This is a genomic window from Agromyces aurantiacus (assembly GCF_016907355.1).
Taxonomy (GTDB): Bacteria; Actinomycetota; Actinomycetes; order Actinomycetales; family Microbacteriaceae; genus Agromyces; species Agromyces aurantiacus.
Window position 1 is genome coordinate 1369042 of sequence record NZ_JAFBBW010000001.1, and the last position, 24056, is coordinate 1393097.

The 24056-nt window shown below is 73.0% G+C and carries 23 protein-coding genes; 15 read left to right on the plus strand and 8 right to left on the minus strand.

Going from position 1 to position 24056, the window contains the following annotated elements; translation table 11 throughout:
- Window positions 1-56: 56 nt before the first annotated feature.
- Window positions 57-1028 (minus strand): agmatinase, encoded by a 972-nt coding sequence (speB, locus tag JOD46_RS06580; RefSeq protein WP_204392666.1) that lies wholly within the window; start codon window positions 1026-1028, stop codon window positions 57-59.
- Window positions 1029-1109: 81 nt separating this feature from the next.
- Between speB and JOD46_RS06585 the strand changes: the two genes are divergently transcribed.
- From JOD46_RS06585 to JOD46_RS06600, 4 genes are read left to right on the plus strand one after another with little or no spacing between them, the layout of a single operon-like run.
- Window positions 1110-1694 carry a helix-turn-helix domain-containing protein gene (locus JOD46_RS06585; RefSeq protein WP_204392668.1) on the plus strand — a complete coding sequence of 195 codons (585 nt, stop codon included), beginning with the start codon at window positions 1110-1112 and terminating at the stop codon, window positions 1692-1694.
- A 55-nt stretch (window positions 1695-1749) separates the two neighbouring features.
- Window positions 1750-2979 (plus strand): AI-2E family transporter, encoded by a 1230-nt coding sequence (locus JOD46_RS06590; RefSeq protein ID WP_204392669.1) that lies wholly within the window; start codon window positions 1750-1752, stop codon window positions 2977-2979.
- A complete protein-coding gene (locus tag JOD46_RS06595) occupies window positions 2979-3320 on the plus strand; it encodes a hypothetical protein (RefSeq protein WP_204392671.1) in 342 nt (113 codons plus the stop codon). The genes JOD46_RS06590 and JOD46_RS06595 overlap by 1 nt, the downstream gene beginning before the upstream one ends.
- A gap of 5 nt (window positions 3321-3325) precedes the next feature.
- A complete protein-coding gene (locus JOD46_RS06600; protein ID WP_204392673.1) occupies window positions 3326-4126 on the plus strand; it encodes a nitroreductase family protein in 801 nt (266 codons plus the stop codon).
- Window positions 4127-4134: 8 nt separating this feature from the next.
- Here the strand turns inward: JOD46_RS06600 and JOD46_RS06605 are convergent, their stop codons facing one another.
- Complete coding sequence (locus JOD46_RS06605; RefSeq protein WP_204392675.1) at window positions 4135-4602, minus strand: NUDIX hydrolase; 468 nt, start codon at window positions 4600-4602, stop codon at window positions 4135-4137.
- 278 nt (window positions 4603-4880) lie between these two features.
- Here JOD46_RS06605 and JOD46_RS06610 point away from each other — a divergent pair, with 278 nt between their 5' ends.
- On the plus strand, window positions 4881-5525 hold the full coding sequence (locus JOD46_RS06610) for an SDR family oxidoreductase (protein ID WP_204392677.1): 645 nt from the start codon (window positions 4881-4883) through the stop codon (window positions 5523-5525).
- On the opposite strand, the gene JOD46_RS06615 is transcribed toward JOD46_RS06610, so the two are convergent.
- Window positions 5526-6500, minus strand: a complete 975-nt coding sequence (locus JOD46_RS06615; protein ID WP_204392679.1) for a phytanoyl-CoA dioxygenase family protein — start codon at window positions 6498-6500, stop codon at window positions 5526-5528.
- A gap of 93 nt (window positions 6501-6593) precedes the next feature.
- Here JOD46_RS06615 and JOD46_RS06620 point away from each other — a divergent pair, with 93 nt between their 5' ends.
- Window positions 6594-7427, plus strand: a complete 834-nt coding sequence (locus tag JOD46_RS06620; protein WP_204392681.1) for a helix-turn-helix domain-containing protein — start codon at window positions 6594-6596, stop codon at window positions 7425-7427.
- A gap of 33 nt (window positions 7428-7460) precedes the next feature.
- Here JOD46_RS06620 and JOD46_RS06625 read toward each other — a convergent pair whose 3' ends face one another.
- Window positions 7461-8483: a LacI family DNA-binding transcriptional regulator gene (locus JOD46_RS06625; RefSeq protein ID WP_204392683.1), complete on the minus strand. Its 1023-nt coding sequence runs from the start codon at window positions 8481-8483 to the stop codon at window positions 7461-7463.
- A gap of 120 nt (window positions 8484-8603) precedes the next feature.
- On the opposite strand from JOD46_RS06625, the gene JOD46_RS06630 reads away from it, so the two are divergent.
- The 7 genes from JOD46_RS06630 (at window position 8604) to JOD46_RS06660 (ending at window position 16335) form a co-directional block, all read left to right on the plus strand.
- Complete coding sequence (locus JOD46_RS06630) at window positions 8604-10694, plus strand: beta-galactosidase (RefSeq protein ID WP_204392685.1); 2091 nt, start codon at window positions 8604-8606, stop codon at window positions 10692-10694.
- Window positions 10691-11641: a carbohydrate ABC transporter permease gene (locus JOD46_RS06635; protein WP_204392687.1), complete on the plus strand. Its 951-nt coding sequence runs from the start codon at window positions 10691-10693 to the stop codon at window positions 11639-11641. Before JOD46_RS06630 ends, JOD46_RS06635 begins: the two co-directional genes overlap by 4 nt.
- Window positions 11638-12576, plus strand: coding sequence for a carbohydrate ABC transporter permease (locus JOD46_RS06640; protein ID WP_204392689.1), 939 nt, complete (start codon window positions 11638-11640; stop codon window positions 12574-12576). The genes JOD46_RS06635 and JOD46_RS06640 overlap by 4 nt, the downstream gene beginning before the upstream one ends.
- A gap of 52 nt (window positions 12577-12628) precedes the next feature.
- On the plus strand, window positions 12629-13963 hold the full coding sequence (locus tag JOD46_RS06645) for an ABC transporter substrate-binding protein (protein ID WP_204392691.1): 1335 nt from the start codon (window positions 12629-12631) through the stop codon (window positions 13961-13963).
- Between the two features lie 90 nt (window positions 13964-14053).
- Window positions 14054-15118 (plus strand): GNAT family N-acetyltransferase, encoded by a 1065-nt coding sequence (locus JOD46_RS06650; RefSeq protein WP_204392693.1) that lies wholly within the window; start codon window positions 14054-14056, stop codon window positions 15116-15118.
- Window positions 15119-15155: 37 nt separating this feature from the next.
- Window positions 15156-15917 (plus strand): hypothetical protein, encoded by a 762-nt coding sequence (locus JOD46_RS06655; protein ID WP_204392695.1) that lies wholly within the window; start codon window positions 15156-15158, stop codon window positions 15915-15917.
- Window positions 15918-16038: 121 nt separating this feature from the next.
- On the plus strand, window positions 16039-16335 hold the full coding sequence (locus JOD46_RS06660; protein ID WP_204396367.1) for a DUF1540 domain-containing protein: 297 nt from the start codon (window positions 16039-16041) through the stop codon (window positions 16333-16335).
- 4 nt (window positions 16336-16339) lie between these two features.
- Here JOD46_RS06660 and JOD46_RS06665 read toward each other — a convergent pair whose 3' ends face one another.
- Complete coding sequence (locus JOD46_RS06665; RefSeq protein ID WP_204392697.1) at window positions 16340-16858, minus strand: GNAT family N-acetyltransferase; 519 nt, start codon at window positions 16856-16858, stop codon at window positions 16340-16342.
- 170 nt (window positions 16859-17028) lie between these two features.
- Here JOD46_RS06665 and JOD46_RS06670 point away from each other — a divergent pair, with 170 nt between their 5' ends.
- Complete coding sequence (locus JOD46_RS06670; protein ID WP_204392698.1) at window positions 17029-17442, plus strand: helix-turn-helix domain-containing protein; 414 nt, start codon at window positions 17029-17031, stop codon at window positions 17440-17442.
- A gap of 75 nt (window positions 17443-17517) precedes the next feature.
- Here the strand turns inward: JOD46_RS06670 and JOD46_RS06675 are convergent, their stop codons facing one another.
- Both JOD46_RS06675 and JOD46_RS06680 read right to left on the minus strand, forming a co-directional pair.
- Window positions 17518-18132, minus strand: coding sequence for a ClpP family protease (locus tag JOD46_RS06675; protein WP_204392700.1), 615 nt, complete (start codon window positions 18130-18132; stop codon window positions 17518-17520).
- On the minus strand, window positions 18129-18752 hold the full coding sequence (locus tag JOD46_RS06680) for a ClpP family protease (RefSeq protein ID WP_204392702.1): 624 nt from the start codon (window positions 18750-18752) through the stop codon (window positions 18129-18131). Before JOD46_RS06680 ends, JOD46_RS06675 begins: the two co-directional genes overlap by 4 nt.
- 160 nt (window positions 18753-18912) lie before the next feature.
- Here JOD46_RS06680 and JOD46_RS06685 point away from each other — a divergent pair, with 160 nt between their 5' ends.
- Window positions 18913-22737, plus strand: a complete 3825-nt coding sequence (locus JOD46_RS06685; RefSeq protein ID WP_204392704.1) for an adenylate/guanylate cyclase domain-containing protein — start codon at window positions 18913-18915, stop codon at window positions 22735-22737.
- A gap of 16 nt (window positions 22738-22753) precedes the next feature.
- On the opposite strand, the gene JOD46_RS06690 is transcribed toward JOD46_RS06685, so the two are convergent.
- Window positions 22754-23977, minus strand: coding sequence for a hypothetical protein (locus tag JOD46_RS06690; RefSeq protein ID WP_204392706.1), 1224 nt, complete (start codon window positions 23975-23977; stop codon window positions 22754-22756).
- Window positions 23978-24056: the final 79 nt, after the last annotated feature.

Sequence of the window (24056 nt, forward strand, 5' to 3'; positions counted from 1 at the left end):
CCTTCGCCTGAGGTGGGTGGGGTGGGGGTGGAGGGGGTCTCGATACGGGCTGCGCCCTACTCGACCACCGGGGTGGATCGCGGGGCCATCGCGCTGAGCAGCTCGTACGCGACGTGGCTCGCGGCGACCGCGGTCAGCTGGGCGTGGTCGTAGGCGGGCGCGACCTCGACGAGGTCGGCGCCGACGATGTTCCGGTCGGCGAGCGCGCGGAGCATCCGGAGCAGCTCGCGGCTCGTGAGACCTCCGGCCTCGGGCGTGCCGGTGCCGGGCGCGTGCGCGGGGTCGAGCACGTCGATGTCGATGGAGATGTACAGGGGTGCGTCGCCGATGCGCGCGCGCAGCCGGTCGATCGCGCTCGCGACGCCGTGCTCCTCGAGGTACTCGCTCGTGATGATCGAGAAGCCCAGCCGCTCGTCGTCCTCGAGGTCGCTCTTGGCGTAGAGCGGGCCGCGGATGCCGACGTGCATGCTCGCGGTGAGGTCGATGAGGCCCTCCTCGCTCGCGCGGCGGAACGGCGTGCCGTGCGTGGTGGGCGCGCCGAAGTAGGTGTCCCACGTGTCGAGGTGGGCATCGAAGTGCAGCACCGCCACGGGGCCGTGCTGGGCGTGCACCGCGCGCAGCAGGGGCAGCGCGATCGTGTGGTCGCCGCCGATCGCGAGGATCCGGCCCGCGCTCGCCTGCAGCTCGCGGGCGCCGGCCTCGACCTGGCGCACGGCCTCGGCGATGTCGAAGGGGTTCACGGCGATGTCGCCGGCGTCGGCGACCTGCTGCGCGCCGAACGGGAAGACGTCCTGTGCGGGGTTGTAGGGGCGCAGCAGGCGCGACGCCTCGCGCACGTGCGCCGGGCCGAAGCGGGCGCCGGGGCGGTAGCTCACGCCCGAGTCGAACGGCACGCCGACGATCGCGACATCCGCTCGGCCGACCTCGTCGAGGCGCGGCAGGCGGGCGAAGGTGGCGATGCCCGCGAACCGCGGCACGACGCTCGCGTCGACGGGTCCGCGTGGGGCGTTGTCGGCAGTGGGTTGCATGGTACGAAACTTCCAGTACTATTGGGGAAACTTGTCCCACACGGTACGCCGATCGACGCGGCTTCGTCAAGAAGGGATCCGATGCGCCCGATCCACCCGTCCGCCGACGCCGGCGGGCCGTTCATCGGAGCCAAGCTCCGCAGCACCCGGATGGCGCAGGGCCTGACCCTCGCCCAGGTCGCCGAGTCCACGGGGCTCAGCAAGGGGTTCCTCAGCCGGCTCGAACGCGACGAGACCTCGCCGAGCGTCGCGACGCTCGTGCAGCTCTGCCAGGTCCTCTCGCTCCCGGTCGGCGCGCTCTTCGCCGAGCCCGAGATCCAGAAGGTCTCGCGGGCGGAGGCGCCGCGCATCAACCTCGGCGGCGTCCACGTCGAGGAGCACCTCATGTCGCCGCGCGGCGAGGAGCGTGTGCAACTGCTGCGCTCCTCCCTCGAGGCCGGCGCGCACGGCGGGCACGAGCTGTACACCGTCAACTGCGATGTCGAGGTGCTGCACGTGATCTCGGGTGCCGTGACCGTGCGCTTCGCCGACCGCGCCATCCGCCTCGACGCGGGCGACGCGCTGACCTTCCCGGGCCGTGAGCCGCACACGTGGGCGGCCGAGGACGACGCGCCGGCCGAGGTGTGCTGGGTGCTCGTGCCCGCGCCCTGGAGCGGCTCGGCCTGAGGCGCACCGCGTCAAGGCCTGTGCAACCGCGCACATGCGGGCCTATCGTCGTGCCATGGTCTTCCGACGCCGGACCCCGCAGGACACGGTCGCCACGCAGGCGAGCGGCATCGCCGACGACCCGGCGGCGCGCGGCACGGGCGGGCCGATCTGGAACGATCGCCTGGGGCGCTGGTCCATCCGGAGCCTCCAGCTGATCATCGTGGCGATCCTCGCGGCCATCGCCGTGTGGGCGCTGCTGCAGGTCACCGTCATCGTGATCCCCGTGCTCGTCGCCGTGATCCTCGCCGCCGCGGCGAGCCCGCTGATCGGATGGCTGCGGCGCCACGGACTCCCGCCGATGCTCGCCGCATGGGTGACCCTGCTCAGCGGCATCATCGTGCTGGGCGCCATCATCACGGCCATCGTCTTCGCCGTCCGGAGCCAGTGGCAGGAGCTCGTGGACTCCGCGACCCAGGGATTCGACGACCTGCTGGGTTGGGTCCAGCGGCTGCCGTTCCCGATCGAGCAGCAGCAGCTCGACGATGCCCGCAACGCCATCGTCGACTTCGTGACGAGCGCCGAGTTCGGCCAGACGGCCCTCACCGGGGTGTCGCGCGTCACCGAGTTCGTCACGGGCCTCGTGCTCATGCTCGTGGTCCTGTTCTTCTTCCTGAAGGACGGCGACCGCATCTGGGAGTTCTTCCTCCGCCCGTACCGCGGCGCCCGGCTCGAGCGCGGCCGGCGCATCGGCGTGACCGGCGTGAAGGTCCTCGGCGGATACATCCGCGGCACGGCCATCGTGGCGTTCGTCGACGCGTTCTTCATCGGCCTCGGGCTCGTCATCCTCCAGGTGCCGCTCGCGCTGCCGCTCGCCGTGATCGTGTTCCTCACGTCGTTCATCCCGATCGTGGGCGCGACCATCGCCGGCATCCTGGCGGCCCTCGTCGCCCTCGTGGCCAACGGGCCCGTCGTCGCGCTCATCGTCGTCGCGATCGTCATCGTGGTCAACCAGCTCGAGGGCGACCTGCTCCAGCCGGTGGTCATGGCCCAGTCGCTCAAGCTCCACCCGCTCGTCATCCTGATCGCGCTGACCGCCGGCAGCCTCCTCGCCGGGGTCGCCGGGGCGGTGCTCGCCGTGCCGCTCACGGCCGTCGGCTGGGCGATCATCAAGGTCTGGGACCACCCCGATCCGTCCCTCGACGAGCGCAAGTCGTACCGGCTCAGGCGGCGTCGGCACTCGGATGCGACCTCCGACGGTCCGGCCGTGCCCGCCGACTCGGCCGGCGGAACGCCCGTCGCCTGATGCGGGCGGCCCCCGCGCTGTTCGCCGCGGCCGCGGCGAGCTACACGGTCAACTGCGCACTCGGCGCGTCGGTCGCGCTCCGGCTGGTCGACACGCGCGACGTCCGCTGGGTGCACCACGCCGTCTACATCGCGACGTGCGCGCTCGCGGGCGCCGCGGCATCGAGCGCGCTGTGGGGTCGCCCCCGAGGTGCGGCGCGTTCGGCCGCCCTCGCGCTGGCGCCCGCCGCCGTGCCGCTCGCGGTGATCCCGTACGCGGGCACGCGCACGACGCGGCATCCGCTCATCGCCCTGGCGGCCGCGCCGTCCTTCGCGCTCGCCGTCATCCGCTCCAGGAGGTAGGACGCATGGAACTGCTCGAGGCCATCCGCCGACGCAAGACCACCAACGGGCCGTTCCTGCCCGATCCCGTCTCGGAGGCGCACCAGCGCACGCTCATCGAGGCCGCCGGGCGCGCGCCCTCCCAGTTGAACAGCCAGCCCTGGCGGTTCGTGCTCATCGAGGAGCGCGCGACCATCGAGGCCATCGCGCGCATCTCGGGCGAGAGCATGACCGAGGCCATGTCGAACGGGACGTTCTTCGAGCGGTACAAGCCGTACTTCCGGTTCAGCCAGGCCGAGATGGAGGAGCAGCGGTCGGGCATGCTCTTCGACCGGCTGCCCGCCGCGCTGCGTCCGTTCACCGCGCAGGTGTTCACCACGCGCGGCCAGAAGCTCATGAACACCTTCGGCGTGCCGAAGACCCTCGGCGAGGAGAACCGCAAGCTCGTCGCCGGCTCGCCCCTGCTCATGGGCGTCATGCTCGACCGCGCGGAGTACCGCCCCGGTCAGCTCTCGTCGTTCTACTCGGTGTTCAGCATGGGCGCCGCGATGGAGAACGTGTGGCTCACGACCGTCGAGCTCGGCATGGGCATCCAGTTCATCTCGTTCCCCATGGAGGTGCCCGGGCGCTGGGAGGAGATCGTGCGGCTGCTGCGCGTGCCCGACGAGCTCGAGCTCATGGCCGTGTACCGGCTCGGCTACGTACCCGTCGAGCAGCGCCGTCCGGCGATCGACTGGGTCAGCCACGAGCGAAAGCTGCCGTCGCAGGTCGTGTTCCGCGAGACCTGCGAGACCCCGCAGGCCGGATGGGACGAGCCGCTGCGCTGATCGCGGCGTCAGGATGGAGCGGCGAGGTGCCGCTCGAGCGCGTCGAGCACGCCGAGCTGGCCCTTCACGAGGAGCGTGCGCGCGTCCGCGGCATCCGCCCACCGCACCTCGTCGACCTCGGGGAACTCGGCCGTACGGCCCGAGCGCGGCGGCCACTCGAGCTCGAAGGTGCCCGGCTCGAAGCCGTCGAGCTCGAATCCCGGCGCCTCGCCCGCGAAGACGTGCAGGAGCTTGCCCGACGCGTACCGCACCGTGCCGAGGTCGGCGTAGTCGATGTCGGGCGCGGGCAGGCCGAGCTCCTCCGCGAACTCGCGCAGGGCCGCCTCGCGCGGCGGCTCGCCCGGCTCCATCTCGCCCTTCGGGATCGACCACGCGTGCTCGCGCTTGCGCGCCCAGAACGGGCCGCCCATGTGCGCGACGAGCACCTGGAGGGGCGCGCGCCGGTAGAGCAGCACGCCCGCGCTGGTCACCGGCACGGTCGGGTCCGGGACGGCCCGTCGGCCGCCGCGGCGATGCCGACCGTCACGGGCGGGGCGACCTCGCGAACACCCACAGGCACACGGCCAGGCCGAGGCCGCCGATCGCCATGATCGCCGCAATGGCCCCCCAGAGCACGGTTTCGATCGACATGCGCACCTCCGTGTGTCAGCTGGCCTCATTCTGCCCGCGGAGCGGCCCGGCGCGCCAGCGCGCCGCGCGGGGTTGCCCCGACGCCGTCCGTCGCTAACGTGGGAGCAGGCGGAAGGGGACGGCGATGGCGAAGGTGCTCATCATCGGGGGTCACGGGCGGGTCGCGCTGCAGGTCGAGCGGCTGCTCGCGGAGCGCGGCGACGAGGTCGATGCGGTCATCCGGAATCCCGACCATGCGGCCGACGTCGCGGCCGCCGGCGCGAATCCGGTCGTCGCCGACGTCGAGACGCTCGAGACCGACGCGCTCGCCGAGCTCATCGCCGGGCACGACGCCGTCGTGTGGTCGGCCGGCGCGGGCGGCGGCGACCCTGCGCGCACCCGATCGGTCGACCACGATGCGGCCGTGCGGTCGATGGACGCGGCGCGGCGCGCCGGCGTGCGCCGGTACGTCATGGTGTCGTACTTCGGCTCACGGGTCGACCACCGGGTGCCGGCCGACAGCGCGTTCCGGCACTACGCCGACGCGAAGGCCGACGCCGACGAGCACCTGCGGGCGTCGGGCCTCGAGTACACGATCCTCGGTCCGTCGACGCTCTCCGACGGGCCGGGCGTCGGCGCGATCGACTCGAGCGGCGAGGAGAGCCGCGACGTCGACCGGGCGGATGTCGCAGCGGTCGTGGTCGCGGCCCTCGACGAGCCGAGCACGGTCGGGCGCACCATCCGGTTCAACCGCGGCGAGACGCCGATCGCCGAGGCCCTCCGCGCCTGATCACGAGGTGAACGGCACGCTCCCGGCGCTGCAGTACGAGCCGGGCGAGTGCACGAGGTGCGCGATGCGCAGCTCCGCCTCGTCGTCGTCGGAGACGGCCGGCGCGAGCGCCGGGTCGATGTTCCACGCGAACGGCTCGGCCTCGGGGTTCGCGCGTGCGTGCTCGCGGAGCGCGACGGGCAGCAGGCGCAGGCGCCGGTCGATCCACTCGGCGTCCCACGGCCCCTCGGCGAGGATCTGCTCGGCGGCACGGAACTCGTAGTAGATGGTCCGGCGGAGCCGATTGCCCGTGACGGCCTCCGAGCCGTGGACCACCATCACGTCGTGCACGAGCACGTCGCCCGGCTCGAGCTCGACCTGGATGACGCCGGGCGCGTCCCAGCCGAACTCCTCCTGCAGCTGGCACACGTCGACCGGGGCGAGGTGCGAGCCGGGAGCGACGCGCAGGGCGCCTTCGCCCGCGCGCGATGCGTCGAGGTAGACGTCGACGTTCAAGATGCGGTGGGTGCGCGGGTGCACGGCGTCCTGGTGCCAGTCGATCGCCGCGCCGTCGCCCTCGTCCTTGAACACGAGCGACTCGTAGGTGGGCACGAAGTCCGGCCCGGCGAGGCTCTCGGCGATGCCGAGCACCGCGGGACTGCCGAGCAGCTCGAGCGAGGCGGCGCGGCCCTTGCCGTGCAGGTAGTCGACGCGGAACATGCGGCGCTCGCCGCCGCGGGCCGCCCACTGGTAGTCGGCGGCTGCGGGGTCGTCCTCGGCGAGGGCGCGTCCGTCGGCGATCCAGCCCTCGGCCGCGTCCTGCAACCGCGCGAGCAGGTCCGCGGGGATCCGGCCCCGCAGCACGAGGTAGCCGTGATCGTCGAAGAAGCGCACCTGCTCGGGCGTGAGGTGGTGCGGTGCGTTCGCGGGCGCGGCTGCGGGTGCGGGTGCCGGCGCGGATGTCGCGGCGAGCGCGGACGGTTCGGCGATGGTCATGGCGGTCGGTCCTTCCGTTCGGTGGGTCGCGTCCTACGCTAGGCCGGAGGATCGCGCAGGACTTCCCACTCGGTATGCGACAATTCCGGGATCATGAGCAGCACTGAGGCAGCGCCCCGGCACGGCGTCGGTTCCTTCGGTCTGTCCTGCTGGCGCGGCGCACCCGCCGCGATGACCGTCGCGCATCGGCACGACGACCTCGAGTTCAACCTGTCGCCCGACCCGCTCGAGTACCTCGTCGACGGGCGCACGGTGCGCATCCCGCCCCGCACGCTCGCCCTGTTCTGGGCGGCGCGCCCGCACCGGCTCGTGACCGACGCGTCGCGCGGCCACGTCTCGTGGCTGACGGTGCCGCTCGGGACCGCGCTCGGCTGGTCGCTGGCGGGCGGGCTCGTCCCGCGGCTGCTCACCGGGGCGGTCCTCATGATCCCGGAGCGGCCGGGCCTCGGCCTCGACGGGCTCGTCGGCGTCTGGGCGGCCGAGCTCGCGGCGGGCGGCGAGGCCCGACGAGCGGCCACCGCCGAGATCGAGGGGTTCGCGCGACGCGCCGCGCTCGCCGCCGAGGCGGGCGCCGACGGCGCCGCCTCCGTCGCCGCCGGCGCGACTCGGCCCGATGTCGCGTCGATGGCGGCGTGGATCTCGGAGCACGCGGCCGAGGACCTCCGCATCGACGACGTGGCGCGGCACGCGCACCTCGCCCCGCAGTACGCGATGACCGTGTTCCGGCGCGCACTCGGCATCACGATCGGGGAGTACCTCGCGCAGTGCCGCGTCGCGCGCGCCCAGCACCTGCTGCTGACGACCGACCTGCCGGTGCCCGACGTGGGCCACGCGGCGGGGTTCCGGTCGCAGAGCCAGTTCTACGCGCGCTTCCGCGAACGCTGCGGCGAGCCGCCGGCGGCCTATCGTCGTCGCCTGCGTCCCTGAACGGCGCGGACGCCTCGTCGAGCCCGCTGCGGCTCAGGCGGACTCGCGCCAGACGACCTCGCAGTCGAGGCTCGTCTCGGCGGGCGCCTCCTCGCCGCGGAGGCGCGCGAGCACGAGGCGCGCGGCCTCGGCGCCCAGGCCCGCGGCCGGCTGGCGCACCGTCGAGAGCGGCGGAGTCGTGCGGCGGGCCCACGCGCTGTCGTCGAAGCCGACGACGCCGACGTCCTCGGGCACGCGGCGCCCGGCCGCCTTCAGCGCCTCGATCGCGCCGGCGGCGACCGCATCGGATGCCGCGAACACGCCGTCGAGGTCGGGCGCACGCTCGAGCAGCCGGCGCATCCCGTCGCGGCCCGACGAGTAGGCGTACAGCGGCACGGGTTCGACCAGGGTCTCGTCGAACCGCTCGCCGAGCGCCTCCCGGAACCCGGCGAGCCGGTCGGCACCCGAGTCGCGGTCGAGCGCGGCGGCGATCATGCCGATGCGGCGCCGGCCGGTCGCCGCGAGGCGCTCGGTGATCGCCCGCGCCGCGCCGCGGTTGTCGATGACGACGAACGAGGCGGTGCTCGCCGCGCCGGGCGGGTGACCGACATAGGCGGCGGGCACGTGCAGGCGCTCGACGACGCGCGTGATGGGGTCGTCGGCTCGGGCCGAGACGATGATGACGCCGTCGACGAGGCCGCCGGAGAGGTAGCGCGCGACCCGGTCGGTGTCGCGCTCGGAGTCGACGATGAGCACGGCCATCTGGTGGTCGGCCTCGGAGAGCCGGGAGTTCGCGCCGAGGAGGATCTCGCCGATGTTCGGGTCCTCGACGAACAGCGAGTGGGGCTCGTGCACGATGAAGCCGACCGCCTGGGTGCGCTGCATGACGAGGTTGCGCGCCGCGGTGTTGGGCACGTAGCCGACCTTGGCGATGGCCGCCTCGATGGCGTCGCGGGCGGAGGCGGAGACGTAGCGCTCGCCGTTGACGTAGCGGCTCACGGTGCCGCGGGAGACGCCCGCCTCGACCGCGACGTCGTGCACCGTGGCACGCTTCGGGCGGGCGGATCGGGTGGCCATGCGACTCACTGTATCGGCACGGGGTGTTGACAGGACGAGGACGCGCTGCCATTCTGTGTACGTTCACAGAAATCGCCCGAGGCATCCGCTCAGGCGAAACTGTGCACGTTCACAGAATCAATGACGATCACCGGGAGCACCGTGGACCACCCCGCGACGACGCTGGCGCCGATCCCGCCGCAGCAGGCCGAGCCTGCCCCCGCCGCGGGTCGCCCCCGATTCGAGCACCAGGGGATCGCGTTCGGGTGCGACTACAACCCCGAGCAGTGGGATCCCGCCGTCTGGCGCGAGGACGTCGCGCTCATGCGCGAGGCGGGCGTCGACCTCGTCGCGATCAACATCTTCGGCTGGGCCGCGCTCCAGGGCCCCGACGGCCGATACGACTTCTCCGCGCTCGACGAGGTCGTCGAGCTGCTCCACGGCGCCGGCATCCGCATCAACCTCGGGACGGCCACCGCGTCGCCCCCGCCGTGGCTGACGGCGCGCCACCCCGAGATCCTCCCCGTCATGGAGGACGGCACGACCCGGTACCCCGGCGGGCGCCAGGCGTGGTGCCCGAGCTCGCCGGTGTTCCGCCGGTACGCGCTCGCGCTCGTCGAGGCCGTGGCCGAGCGGTACGGCGAGCACCCCGCGGTCGAGCTCTGGCACGTCTCCAACGAGCTCGGCTGCCACAACGCGCTCTGCCACTGCGACGAGAGCACGCGGGCGTTCCGACGGTGGCTCCGCGAGCGCCACGGCACGATCGACGAGCTCAACCGGGCGTGGGGCACGAGCTTCTGGAGCCAGCGCTACACCGACTGGGACGAGATCCTCACCCCGAAGCTCACGATCTCGAGCCGGAACCCCGGCCAGGTCCTCGACTTCCAGCGGTTCTCCTCCGACGAGCTCCTCGGCTACTACCGGGCCGAGGCCGAGGCGATCCGCCGGCACAGCGCGCTGCCGATCACGACGAACTTCATGGTCACCGCGCACATCCGCAACCTCGACTACTGGACCTGGGCGCCCGAGATGGACGTCGTCGCGAACGACCACTACCTCGACCACCGCCTGGGCGAGCCCCGCACCGAGCTCGCGTTCGCCGCCGACCTCACGCGCGGCCTCGCGGGCGGCGGACCCTGGCTGCTCATGGAGCACTCGACCGGCTCGGTCAACTGGCAGCCCGTGAACCTCGCCAAGGAACCGGGCCAGCTGCTGCGCAACTCGCTCACCCACGTCGCGCGCGGGGCCGACGCCGTGTGCTTCTTCCAGTGGCGGGCCTCGCTGCAGGGCTCGGAGAAGTTCCACTCCGCGCTCGTGCCGCACGCGGGCACCGACTCGGCGCTCTGGCGCGAGGTCGGCGAGCTCGGCCGCATCGTCGGCGCCCTCGACGAGGTCGCGGGCAGCCGCGTCCACGCCGACGTCGCCCTGCTGTTCTCGTGGGAGTCCTGGTGGGCGTCCGACGCCGAGACCCGCCCGACGCACGCGATCGAGTACCTCGACCAGGTGCACGCGCTCTACGGCGCGCTCCACGACCTCGGCGTGAGCGTCGACGTCGTGCGGCCCGGCGCCGACCTCACCGGCTACCGGCTCGTGGTCGTGCCGGGCCTCTACCTCGTGCGCGACGCCGACGCCGCCGCGCTCGACGCGGCCGTGGCATCCGGCGCCCACGCCCTCGTCACGTTCTACAGCGGCATCGTCGACGAGCACGACCGCGTGCGGCCCGGCGGATACCCGGGGGCCTGGCGCGACCTGCTCGGCATCCGGGTCGAGGAGTTCGCCCCCGTGCTCCCGGGCACCGGGCTCGCCCTCGAGTCCGGCGCCCGCGCCTCGCTGTGGGCCGACCGGCTCGAGGCGACGGATGCCGCGGTGCTCGACCGCTTCGCCGACGGGCCCGCCGCCGGCGGCCCCGCGGTCACGCGGCGGCAGGGCGTCGACGGTGCGGGGGACGCGTGGTACCTCGGCACGCTGCTCGAGCGCGAGGGCCTGCGCGACCTCGTCGCGAGGGCCGTCGACGGCGCGGGCGCGACCCGCGAGCCGGGCGCCTCGGCCGAGGTCGAGGTCACGCGTCGCACCGACGGCGAGCGCACCTGGCGCTTCGTCGTGAACCACGGCTCCGCCGACGTCGAGGTCGACGCGCGCGGCGCCGAACTCGTGACCGGTTCCGCGGTCGACGGGCGCCTCACGGTGCCCGCCGGCGCGGTCCGGGTGATCAGAGAGGAGGGCGCGGCATGACCGCATCCGCGACCACACCCACGGCCGCACGGGTCGCCGTGCAGGAGGACCGGGGCCGAAGGGGCACGACGCGACGCCGTCGCGTGCAGCACCCCTGGGCGATCGTGGCCTTCGTCGCCCCCTTCGCCGTGATGTTCGTGCTGTTCTACCTCGTGCCGATCGCCGTCGCGATCTGGCAGTCGATGCTCGTCGTCGAGCGCGAGGGCACGTACGGCGCCGCGACCGAGGTGTTCGGCGGCTTCCAGCAGTACGCGCTCGTGTTCCAGAACGAGGCGTTCTGGACCTCGGTCGTGCGCGTGCTGGTGTTCGGCATCGTGCAGGTGCCCGTGATGCTCGGGCTCGCGCTGCTGTTCGCGCTGCTGCTCGACTCGCCCCTCATCCGCGGCAAGAAGTTCTTCCGACTGGCGTTCTTCGCACCGTACGCGGTGCCGGGCGTGATCGCGGCCATCATGTGGGGCTTCCTGTACTCGCCGAACCTCTCGCCGTTCGAGGCGCTCACGAGCCAGGTCAACCTGCTCTCGGCCGACTTCGTGCTGTGGGCGATCGCGAACGTCGTGACCTGGGTCTTCGTCGGCTACAACATGCTGATCATCTACTCCACCCTCCTCGCGATCCCGCAGGAGATCTACGAGGCGGCGCGCATCGACGGGGCCGGACAGGCGCGCATCGCCTGGTCGATCAAGATCCCGCTCGTGCGGCCGGCGCTCGTGCTCACCGCGGTGCTCTCGATCATCGGCACGCTCCAGCTCCTGGCCGAGCCGCAGACGTTCCGCTCGTTCAGCTCCGCGGTGACGAGCACCTACACGCCGAACATGACGATCTACGCCACGAGCTCCATCCCGAACGTGTCGCTCGCGGCCGCGTTCTCGGTCGTGCTCGCGCTGGCCACGTTCATCCTCTCGTTCACGTTCCTGCGACTCACCCGACGGAAGGGAGCGGGCGAATGAGCACCGCGATCGGCTCGGACGCGACCTCGGCCTCCCCGGCCGTCAACCCGAAGGGCGAGGCCCGCAGCGGCGGAGCGCCCGCGAGCGGGCGCGGCCCGCGCGAGAGCCTCCTCTCGCGCGGCGGCGCGATGCTCGTCATGGCGATCTTCACGCTGTACTTCCTCGTGCCGATCTGGTGGCTGCTCGTGGCCTCCAGCAAGGACCGCGGGCAGCTGTTCAGCACGAACCCGCTCTGGTTCGCCGACTTCAAGCTGTTCGAGAACATCGCCAACCTGTTCGCCTACCGCGACGGCGTGTACCTCAAGTGGCTGCTGAACAGCCTGCTCTACGCGGGGCTGGGCGCCGTCGTGGCGACGCTGCTCGCCTCGATGTGCGGGTACGCGCTCGCGAAGTACCGTTTCCCCGGTCGGGAGACGATCTTCAACGTCGTGCTCGGCGGCGTGCTCGTGCCCGCGACCGCGCTCGCACTGCCCCTGTTCCTGCTGTTCAGCCGCGTGCAGCTGACCGACACGTTCTGGGCCGTCTTCCTGCCGAGCGTCGTGAGCCCCTTCGGCGTGTACCTCTCGCGCGTGTTCGCCGAGGCATCCGTGCCCGACGAACTGCTCGAGGCGAGCCGGCTGGATGGCGCGGGCGAGCTGCGCACGTTCTTCACCGTCTCGATCCGGCTCATGTTCCCGGCGCTCGTCACGGTGTTCCTGTTCCAGTTCGTGACCATCTGGAACAACTTCTTCCTGCCGCTCATCATGCTGCGCAGCGAGGAGCTGTTCCCCGTCACCTACGGGCTCTACGCCTGGAACTCGACCATCAACCAGTTCCCCGAGCTGCGCACCTTCGTGCTCGTCGGCTCGCTGCTCTCGATCATCCCGCTGATCATCACGTTCCTGCTGCTTCAGCGCTACTGGCGCACGGGCCTCGGCTCCGGCTCGCTGAAGTAGACACCCCGCCCGGGGGCATCCGGGTCGAACCACCACCGAGAAGAGGAAACCCATGCGTCACACGAAACGAGCGGTCACCGCAGCCCTGCTCACCTCAGCAGCGCTCGCCCTCACGGGCTGCGCCGCGGGTTCGGACACGTCCGGCGGCGACGCCGCGGCGGCGTCGTGCGAGCCGGCCGGCGAGGACGTCACGCTCACCTTCACCAGCTGGATCCCCGGCATCGAGGATGCGGTCGCGATGTGGAACGAGGAGAACCCGGACATCCAGGTCGAGGTGCAGACCGGGCCGTCGGGCAACGCCGGCACGTACCAGAACTTCTTCAACCAGCTCGAGGCGGGCAACGCGCCCGACCTCGGCCAGATCGAGTACGACGCGCTGCCGAACTTCCGCGTGCAGGACGGCCTCGAGAACCTCGCCGCGTGCGAGGACGTCGTCGCGGCGAAGGACCAGTTCCTCGACTGGACGTGGGGCCAGGTCTCGCTCGGCACCGAGGACGAGGTCTACGGCGTGCCCCAGGACCAGGGCCCCATGGCGCTGTTCTACCGCAGCGACCTGTTCGAGCAGAACGGCATCGCGGTCCCGACCACGTGGGACGAGTACCGCGACGCGGCCGTGAAGATCCGCGAGAAGGGCGGCTACATCACCAACTTCTCGCAGACCGACATCAACCAGTTCGCCGGCTTCGTCTGGCAGGCCGGCGGCGAGTGGTTCGCCAATGACGGCGAGGAGTGGAACGTCGAGCTCACGAGCGACGCGTCGATGAAGGTCGCCGAGTACTGGCAGGACCTCATCGAGAACGACCTCGTCTCGACCTACCCCGCGTGGACCGACGAGTGGAACAACGCCTACAACTCGGGTGAGGTCTGGAGCTGGAACTCGGCCGTCTGGGGCGCCAACTCCATCTCGTCGGGCGCGCCCGACACCGCCGGCAAGTGGTCGGTCGCCCTCGCCCCGCAGTGGGAGTCGGGCGGCAACGCCGCGGGCAACTGGGGCGGCTCCTCGATCGCGGTCTTCAAGGGCACCGATCACCTCTACGAGGCGGCGAAGTTCGCGCTGTGGCTGAACACCTCCGAGGAGGCGCTCACGTCGCTCAACCAGACCGCCGCGATCTACCCCGCGACCGAGGCCGGCCTCGAGCTGCCGACCCTGACGGAGGGCGTCGAGTTCTACGGCGGCCAGCCGATCTACGACGTGTTCGCCGACGCCGCCGCGCAGGTCAACCCCGACTTCGTGTGGGGTCCGACGATGACGCAGACGTACGCCGACGTCTCCGACGGCTTCAAGGCCGCCGCGTCCGGTAGCGGCACGCTCATGGACGCGCTCGAGAAGGGCCAGCAGTCGACCATCGACGCGCTCAAGGCCCAGTCCATCCCGGTCGCCGAGTAACCGGCGACGCCAACGCCCGTGCCGCGGGCGTCGACCTCGACGTCGACGCCCGCGGCACGGCCATGCCACGATCGTGGGATGGAGCCAGCCATGCCGCCGACGGAGCCGGCCGGAACGCCGACGCTCGCCGAGCGACTGGGCGCGATCGACCCGCCCGCCGCCGACCCCCATCCGGATGTCGCGACGTGGCGACCGGCCACGCTCGACGACCTCGACGACCTGGTCGACCTCCACGCCGCGAGCGCCCGCGTCGACCACCCGCACTGGACGCAGCACCGCGACGAGCTCGCCGAGCAGCTCCGGCTGCCGCACGTCGACGCCGTGCGCGACACGCTCGTCGGCGTCGGGCGGGACGGCCGGCTGGTCGCGCACGGCGCCGTGATCTGCCCGCCCGGCCGCGAGACGATGGTGCGCGTCTTCCTCTTCGGGGTCGTGCACCCCGACGTGCGGCGACGGGGCGTCGGCGGCGCGCTGCTCGACTGGCAGCTCGCCCGTGCGCGCGAGCAGCTCGCGGCGACCGGGTCGCGCCTGCCCGGCTGGATCATGGCGTACGTCGAGCAGGGCGTGACGGATGCCGCGTCGCTGCTCGAGCGCGCCGGGCTCGTGCCCACGCGCCACTTCTCCACGCTCGAGCGCGACCTCGCCGCACCGGTCGCCGCCGCCCGGCCGCTGCCCGCGGGCGTGCGGATCCAGCCCTGGTCCGAGCGGTGGTCGGAGTCCGCGCGCCTCGCCCGCAACGCCGCGTTCGCCGACCACTGGGGGAGCCAGTCGACCGACGCCGAGAGCTGGCGCCTGATGACGGCCGAGACGGCGTTCGCGCCGAGCCTGTCGTTCCTCGCGGTCGCGCCCGACGCCGAGGCCGACGGCGGCGAGCGCGTCGTCGCGTTCGTGGTCGCGCTGCGCAACGAGGAGGACTGGGAGGGTCAGGGCTTCACCTCCGCCTACGTGCGGCTCGTGGGCGTGGTGCGCGAGCACCGCGGGCAGGGCCTCGCACAGGCGCTGCTCGCGCGGCACCTCGTCGCGGCGGCCGAGGCCGGGCTCGAGCGGTCGACGCTCGACGTCGACGCGGAGAACCCGACCGGGGCGCTGCGCCTCTACGCGGGCATGGGCTACGAGGTCGCGCACCGGCACACGAGCCACGTGCTGGTCTGCTGACCCTGCGCGCGATGCGCCGCGTGCGGGATGATGGGGCATGACCCTGCCGCTTCCCGGGACGCCGCCCGAGCCCGACGGGCACGCCGGCGAGACCTACGGCGCCGTGCTCGTGCGCGCATCGGATGCCGATCGGGCCGCCGTGATCGACGCGCTCCGCGCCATCCGCTTCTCGGGCTGGGTCGCCGCGCCCGACGACGGTTGGCTGCCGGTGATCGGGGAGCCCGGCGACGGCACCGTGGCCGCCGGGCGGCGGGGCGTGCTCGAGGTGGCCGCGGCGCTCGCCGAGCGGTTCGCGACGACCGCGTTCGCCGTGCGCGTCCGCGCCGACCGCCAGCTCGTCCTGGCCGCGTGGACGTCGGGCACCGAGCTCGGCCGGTACTCGAGCGATCCCTCGCGCGATCCCGGCGCCGACGACGAGGTGCTCGCCGAGCCCCACGGCGCGGAGCACGCCGATGCGTTCGCCATCGCGGTCGGCCGTCCCGAGGCCGCCGAGAAGCTCGCCGAGCTGCTCGGCGAGGAACTCGACCCCGACAGCGTGTTCGAGTCGGAGCGCCTCGCGGGCGTGCTCGACCTGCTCGGGATGCCGCGCTGGATCGTCGCGGCCGCGGCGCTGCCCCGCGACATCCCCACCGGACCGCGCGCCCGCGACCTGGTCCGGCTCGGTGCCGGCTCGCCGGGCGCGGTCGGGCGACTGCGCGGCCGTGCCGCCGCCATGGCGCGACGACGGATGCCGCCGCCGCCCGCGATCGCCGACCCGCCGCGCGCCGGCGATCTCGGCATCGACCCGTGGCTGCTGTGAGCCGCGTGGCGGTCGCCCGTCGCCGCGACGCGCGGGCGCGGGGGCTGGTCGCCGATCGCCCGCGGGAGTAGCATCGCCCGCACCTGCCGGTCCGACACCCTCTCTGGAGGTCACCGTGAGCATGACCCTCGACGAACTGCCCGCCGTCGCCGAATGCTCGGTGACCGGGTGCTCGTACAACGACCACTCGCACTGCCACGCCGCGGCCGTGACCATCGCGGGCACGGTCGGCGACGCCGAGTGCGCGACCTTCATCCCGCTCGGCACGAAGGGCGGCCTCGACAAGGTGATCAGCCACGTCGGCGCCTGCCAGCGCTCGGAATGCGTGCACAACGACGCGCTCGAGTGCAGCGCCGCAGCCGTGCGCGTCGGCCCGGGCGCGGTCGACGCCGACTGCCTCACCTACGAGCCGCGCTGACGCGTCAGCGCGTCATCCGCACCTCTCGCACCTGCCACCGGTCGTCCCACTTCTCGATGCCGTCGAGCGCGAAGCCGTTGCGCCGGTAGAACGCGTGCGCCCGCGGATTGTCGGCGAGCGCCCAGAGGTAGGCCGGACGATCGCCCAGGACCTCGTCGAGGAGCGCCTGCCCGACCCCCGCCCCGTGGTACTCGTCGAGCACGTAGAGGCCCTCGAGCTCCAGGTCGCGAGGTGCGTCGGCGTCGCGGCCGGCGCTCGCGACCGCCCAGCCGACCACGCGGTCGCCGTCGACCGCCACGACCAGGTCCACGGCGTGGAAACCCGCAGGCGGAGCGAGGGCGCCCTCGGAGATCGCCGCGTACGTGACCCACGCCTGGATGCGGTCGCGCATCGTCCACGCCTCGACGAGCTCGCGGGCGACCCGGCCGGGCTCGACGTAGGTGGACTGGTGGCTGCGCCAGTGCACGTCGGCGATGCCGGGCGCGTCGGCGATGCGCGCCGGGCGGATGATCGGGCCGGTCATGCCGCGACGCTACCGCAGCGTCGTGACGCGGGTCGCCGGAAATCGACCTTCCCGAGCCCGTTCGCGTCGATTCCCGGCGACTCGACCGCACGGCGGCCGGCATGCACAGCGCGTTCTGCTGTGAGCGGATCGACCTGTCGGTCGCAGCGGGCGCTGCGTAGCCTCGGGACATGGGCAGGGTCGTCGAGTTCCCGAATCCGCCGGTGCATCCGGGCGCGCCGAAGTCGTCCCGAGCGGCGAAGCCGCTGTGGCGCCACGCACTGGGCGACGTGCTCCGCGGGGAACGCCTCGAGCAGGAGCGCATCCTGACCGAGGTCGCGCAGACCGCGGGCGTGTCGCCGCAGTACCTCTCCGAGGTCGAGCGGGGCCGAAAGGAGGCGTCGAGCGAGGTGCTCGGCGCGGTCTCCGACGCGCTCGGGCTCGAGCTGGCCGAGGTCGTCGGGCGCGTGGCCGAGCGGCTGGCCGTGCGGACGGCGGAACGCGACATCCGCACCACCGCCGGCACGCACCCGCGCCTCGAGCAGCCGACCGCGCTCGCCGCCCCGGCCGACTCCCTCACCGGCGCCTTCCTCCTGGCCGCCTGACCGCGGCGCGTCCGGCGGCGCCCGAGATGACGCGAACGGCGGTCCGCCGGCGCGGAACAAGCCGTTCGCGTCATCTCACCGCGCCAGTGCGGCCCCGGCCGGGACCGGCGCGGTGAGCACCTGGTCGGCGAGGCCGTAGTCGACGGCAGCTTGCGCGGGCAGGATGAGGTCGCGGTCGGTGTCGGCCCGGATCGCCTCCGCCGAGCGGCCCGTGTCGGCCGCGAGCGCGGACTCGAGCTCGGCGCGCACCCGCAGGACCTCGTCGGCGTGCAGGATCAGGTCGGGCACCGTGCCGCGTCCCTGCGTCGAGGGCTGGTGGAGGGTCACGGTGCTGTGCGGCAGCATCGAGCGCTGACCGCGGGCCCCGCCCGCGAGGAGGACCGCCGCCGGGCCGCCGGCGCGGCCGACGCACGTCGTCGCGACATCCGGCCGGATGTGCCGCATGGTGTCGTAGACCGCGAGCGCGGCGCTCGGCGAGCCGCCGGGGGAGTTGACGTACAGGCTGATCGGCACGTCGTTCGACTCCGAGGCCAGGTGCAGGAACTGCGCGATGAGCACGTTGGCCACGCCGTCGTCGATCTCGGTGCCGAGGTAGACGATGCGCTCCGAGAGCAGCCGGCTGTACACGTCGAGCGAGCGCTCGACGCCGCCCCGCCGCTCGACGACGTAGGGGATCGCGTAGGAGCTCATGCCGGCACCCCCAGTCCCGCGAGCGCGCGCGGCTCGAGCGGGAAGAGCTCGTCGAACCGGTCGGCGACGTGGTCGATGAAGCCGTAGTCGACGGCCTGCTCGGCGGTGTACCAGCGGTCGCGCAGCGAGTCCTGCCGGATGCGCTCGACGGGCTGTCCGGTGCGCTCGGCGATGAGGCCGAGCACGGTGTCGCGCGTGTGGCGCAGGTCGTCGGCCTGCAGCTCGATGTCGACGGCCGAGCCGCCGATGCCGGCGGAGCCCTGGTGCAGCAGGATCCGCGCGTGCGGCAGCGCGGTGCGCTTGCCCGCCGTGCCCATCGTCAACAGGAACTGCCCGGCGCTCGCCGCCATGCCGACGGCGACGGTCGCGACATCGTTGGGGATGGCGCGCATCACGTCCATGATCGCGAGCATGGCGGGCACCGACCCGCCGGGGGAGTTGATCCAGAGGCGGATGTCGCGGCGCGGGTCGTCGGCGGCGAGGGTGACCAGCTGCGCGCAGATGCGGTTGCCGCCGGCCTGGTCGAGCTCGTCGCCGAGCACGACGATGCGCTCGTGGTGCAGCCGGCGGATCAGCTCGTGGTCGATCGGCTGGACGGGTGGGGTCTCGTGGTCGCTCATGGGTCCACCCTGCGCCGCCGACGGGCGTCGTGGGGCGGACGCCGCTCTGGGCAGAGCTGCCGTGAGCGGAGACGCCGTGCCGGGTCGTGCGGTGCCGCAACCCCGCCGCGGGGTTACATTGGCTGCACGGGAGGTCCCCCCGCGCGAAGGAGGCATCGTGATGACGACCTCCGATGCGGTCGCCTCCGACGCCGAGCCGACCGAGGTGCTCCAGCCCTACCTGCCGAGGCTGGTGCGCTACTGGGACGAGGAGAACCCGGGGCGCCTGCACCGCCGCGTCGAGGGCACGATGGCCCTGGTCGACATCTCGGGCTTCACGCGGATGTCGGAGCGGCTGGCGCGGCACGGCCACGTCGGCGCCGAGGAGGTCACGGAGGTCGTCGACGACACCTTCGACCGGCTGCTCCCGGCCGCGTACGCCCTGGGCGCGAACCTCCTGAAGTTCGGCGGCGACGCCCAGCTGCTCCTCTTCACCGGCGACGACCACCACGTCCGCGCGGCCGCCGCGGCCTTCGACATGCGCGCCGAGCTTCGGCGCATCGGGGTCTTCCCGACGAGCGCGGGCAAGGTGGCCCTGCGCATGTCGATCGGCGTCCACAGCGGCGCGTTCGACTTCTTCCTGGTCGGCCGATCCCATCGCGAGCTCGTCGTGGCGGGCCCCGCGGCCACCCGCACCGTGCAGATGGAGACCGCGGCCTCCGCCGCGCAGATCCTGCTCAGCGCGGACACCGCGCGCCTCCTTGCCGGCTCGTGCGTGGGCGCCGCCAGCGGCCCGGGCCGCCTGCTCGTCCGGCGGCCCGAGGCCGAGCCGTCCGGATTCCGCGCGGCCCGGAGCCCGTCCGTGGACCTCGAGCAGTTCATCCCCCGTGGGCTCCGGGAGACCCTGCTGAGCGGCGAGATCGAACCCGAGCATCGACCCGCGACGATCGCGTTCCTGCACTACCTCGGGTTCGACCGCCTGGTGGAGGCCGACCCGGCGCACGCCGCCTCGGTCCTCGACGACCTGATGGCGACCGTTCAGCAGTGCGCCGACCGGCACGGCGTCACCTTCCTCGCCACCGACATCGCGGCCGACGGCGGCAAGATGATCCTCACGTCCGGGGTGCCCGATACCGCGGGCAACAACGAGGAGCAGATGCTGCTGGCGGTGCGCGACATCCGCGCCGAGGCGCCCGCCGAGGCGCCCCTGCAGGTCGGGATCAACACGGGCTACGTCTTCACGGGCGCCGTCGGGCCCGGCTACCGTCGCACGTACACGATCATGGGCGACGCGGTGAACCTCGCCGCCCGCATCATGGCCGCAGCCCCGGCAGGGGAGATCTACGCCACGCCCGAGGTGCTCGACGCCTCGCGCACGACGTTCGAGGTCACGGCACCGGAGCCGTTCGCGGTGAAGGGCAAGCAGGAGCCCGTCCACGTCCTCTCCGTCGGCGAGCCCGCCGGCAGCCGACGCCAGGAGCAGGCCTCCGCCGCGCCGCTCATCGGGCGCGACGAGGAGCTGGCCGTCCTGCTCGACGCGTGGGCCCGCGCCCAGGCGTATCACGGCGGCGTGGTCGAGGTCGTCGCCGACGTCGGCATGGGCAAGTCGCGGCTCCTGCACGAGATGCTCGCGTCGGCCCGTCCCGAGCGCGTGGTCGCCACCGAGTGCCGGCTGTACCAGACGGCGACGCCGTACTTCCCGTTCCGTGCCCTCCTGCGGGCGGCGTGGGGACTGGACGACCCCGACCCCGCGGCGACCGAGGCCGCGCTCGCCGACCTCGTGCGGTCGCGGGCGCCCGACCTCGAGCCCTGGCTCGCGCTCATCGGCATCCCGCTCGGCCTCACGCTGCCCGAGTCGCCCGAGGTCGCCGAACTGGACGACCAGTTCCGGGCCGCGCGCACGCGCTCGGCCGTGTCGGCGCTCCTGCGGGCCGCCGCCGACCGGCCGACGCTCTTCGTGATCGAGGAGTGCCAGTGGATGGACGACGCGTCCCGCGACCTGCTCACCTCGCTCACGTCGGGAATCGAGTCGACCCCGTGGCTGGTCGTCCTCAGCCGACAGCCGGGCGACTCGGGCTTCATCGCGCCCGAGGCCCCGTTCGTGGAACGCATCGAACTCCGCGCCCTCGACGCCGACCACGCCCGCGACCTGCTCCAGCGCTCCACCACCGGCACGCCGCTGCTCCCGAGCCAGGTCGACCTGCTGGCCGCGCGGGCCGAGGGCAACCCGCTCTTCCTGTTGGAGATGCTCCACGCGCTGCGCGGGGGCGCCGCCGTCGACTACCTCCCGCAATCCGTGGAGGGCTTGATCGCGGCCCGGATCGACACGCTCCCGCCCCCGGACCGCAACCTCCTGCGGCGGCTCGCGGTGCTCGGCGCGGGGTTCCGGCGAGAGCACGCGCCCGCCGTGCTCGGGCCCTCGGCCGACGATGCCGGTCGCATGACCGCCACGCTCAGCCGGCTCCGGGACTTCCTCTCGGTCGACGACAGCGGCTGGGTGCGCTTCCAGCACAGCCTCATCCGCGATGTCGCCTACGAGGGCCTGCCGTACAAGCTGCGCCGGCAGCTGCACGCGCAGGTGGGCGACGCGATCGCGGCGACGGCGTCGGGCGGCCGCGCCGGACAGGTCGAGCTCCTCTCCGTCCACTACTCGGAGGCGGGCCGATGGCCCGAGGCGTGGGAGTCCTCCCGGCGGGCGGGCGACCGCGCCAAGGAGATCTACGCCAACCTCGAGGCGGCGACGTTCTACCGCCGCGCGCTGATCGCCTCCCGCAACGTGCCCGGCCTGCCGCCGATCGCGGTCGCCGACGTCGCCGAGGCGCTCGGCGACGTGCTCGAGCTCGCCGGCCTCTTCGAGCAGTCCGTCGACGCCTTCCGGCAGGCGGGGCGCCTGGTCAGGGACGACCCGATCCGCTCCGCCGACGTGCTGCTCAAGCGCGCCAGGGCGCGGGCGCGCACCGGGTCGTACGCGCCCGCGTATCGCGACCTCACGGTCGGCCGTCGTCTCGTCGGCGACCTCGACAGTCCGGAGGCGCTTCGCGCGACCGCCCGGCTGAACGCCCTGAACGCGCAGATCCGCCAGCTGCAGGAGCACATGCCAGCGGCGGTGCGGCTGGCGGAGCAGGCGATGGTGGAAGCGGAGGCCTCGGGCGAACGCGAGGCGCTGGCCCGGTCCTACCAGGTGCTCGATGCGGCCTACGTGATGCTGGGCCAGTCGGCGAAGGCGGTGTACGGCGAGCGCGCCCTCGCCATCTACGAGGAGCTCGGCGACCTGCCGGGCACGGCGGTCGTGACGAACAACCTGGGCGGACAGGCGTACTGGCAGGGGCGGTGGGAGGACGCGGTGGGGTTCTACGCCCGTGCCCGCGACGCGTTCCTGCGTGCCGGGAACGAGGCCGAGGCGGCGACCTGCGGTGCCAACATCGGCGAGGTGCTGGTCAGCCAGGGGCGGTTCGCCGAGGCCGAGCAGGTGCTCGTCCCGTCGGTCCGCGTCCTGCGCGCGCACGGCCTCGTCGATGCCGCGATCTTCGCGGAGATCCAGCTCGCGCGGCTGAGGCTGCTCCGGGGCGATGACGGGGCGATGCAGAGCCTGGTCGCGCTGCGGGCCGAGGCGGCGCGCACCGGCCAGGTGCAGTCGGCGATCGAGGCGGGGATCCTCGTCGCGCACGCGCTGGTCCTCGCCGGGAGGCCGCAGGACGCGCTCGACACGCTGGTCGAGACCGAGCGCGGCGCGGGCGGGGAGGCCGAGCTCTACGGCAGCACGATCGCGCGGACGCGCGCGCTCGCGCTCGCCGCAGTCGGCCGCGTCGACGAGGCTCGGGACACCGTGGAGGCCGGACTCGCTCAGGCGCGCGAGCAGGGCCTCGCCTTCGAGGTCGCGCAGCTCCGGCTCATCGAGGCCGAACTCATGCCGGACGGCGCCGCGGCCCGCGCGATCCGGGACGAGGCCGAGACGGTGCTCCGTCAGCTCGGGGTGGTCGGCGCCACGCCGAGCACCCCGGCCTGATCCGCCTGCGCACCGGTCAGCGCATCTTCGGGTCCCCGACGCCGACGATGTTCCACGTCGTGCGCGTCTGCGTCGCCGACGCGATCGCGGTGCCCTCGGACACGATGCACCACGTGTCGCCGCTCGGGATCACCGACGTGTCGATCGAGCCCGGTGCGTCGGGCGTCGCGAACGGATCGCCCGTGCACCAGGGCATGAACGTGAAGTCGAGGGGGCCGTCATCGTCCTGGTCGTACTCGAGTTGGCTCGTGAAGGGATTGCCCGAATCCTGCGGGGCGAACGCGACGGTGCCCCGGTAGGCCGCGGCCTGCGGTGCATCGGGGTTGTCGACCGGCACGAAGCTCAGCGTCTCGGCGGCGATGTCGACGTCGAGGCTGTAGGGCTTGAGCACGCAGTCGGATCCGTCGGTGTTCTGCACGCGCGTGAAGCTGCCGTACACGCTGCCCTGATCGATCGTCGCGGTGTCGTTGGTGGCGCTGCAGCCGAGCTCGCCGTCGTACTCGCTGAGCGTGAAGACGGTGTCGTGCGCGGGGTCGTCGCCGAAGTCGGAGCTGCCCTCGAGCGAGACCTCGCCGCTGAGCGGCCGGAAGGCGACCTCGTCGAACGCCGCATCGGGCTCGATGGTCACGGCGCAGTTGTCGTTGGGGCCGGCGTCCGGACCAGAGTCCGAGGCGTTGCGGCAGTTGACGATGGGCTCCGCCGCGGTGGCCGTCGCCGCGTACGGCACGCTCGTCGTGCCGTCGATGCCCTCCCCGGCGACGATGCCGCCGCCGGCCCGCACCTGGAACGTGTCGACCTCGGTGCCGTTGTGCGACACGACGATGTCGGCCCGCACGGCGCCCTTGAACTCGAGGTCGAGCGTCGCCGACACCGCATCGGGCACGCCCACGAGGCTGACCGCGAGGTCCTCGGTCGCGTCGATCCGCGAGCACGGCACGCCCTGCGAGCCGACCGACTTGACGCCGATCGAGCCGTCCTTCAGGCCCGGACCCTGGTCGCTGCCGGTGATGGCGGCGAGGGGGCCGTTCACCGAGATGCGGCAGTTCTTCGGCGCGGCGATGGTCTGGGTGATCGGATCGCCGCCGTTGCTGTACACGAAGCGCGTGCCGTCGCTGCCGAGGTGCAGGCGGAGGGTGTCCTCGCCCGCCCCGGCCGCGCTCAGCGCCGTCATCGATCCCACGCCCAGGAGCACTGCCGCCACGAGCACCACCGGCTTGGCGAGCGTTCGAACCACGTTCATCCTGACCTCCTCGGGACAGGTGATCCAGGCGCGGCCGAATGCCGTCCCGCAGGTCACGATGGCTTCATGCTAATCACGC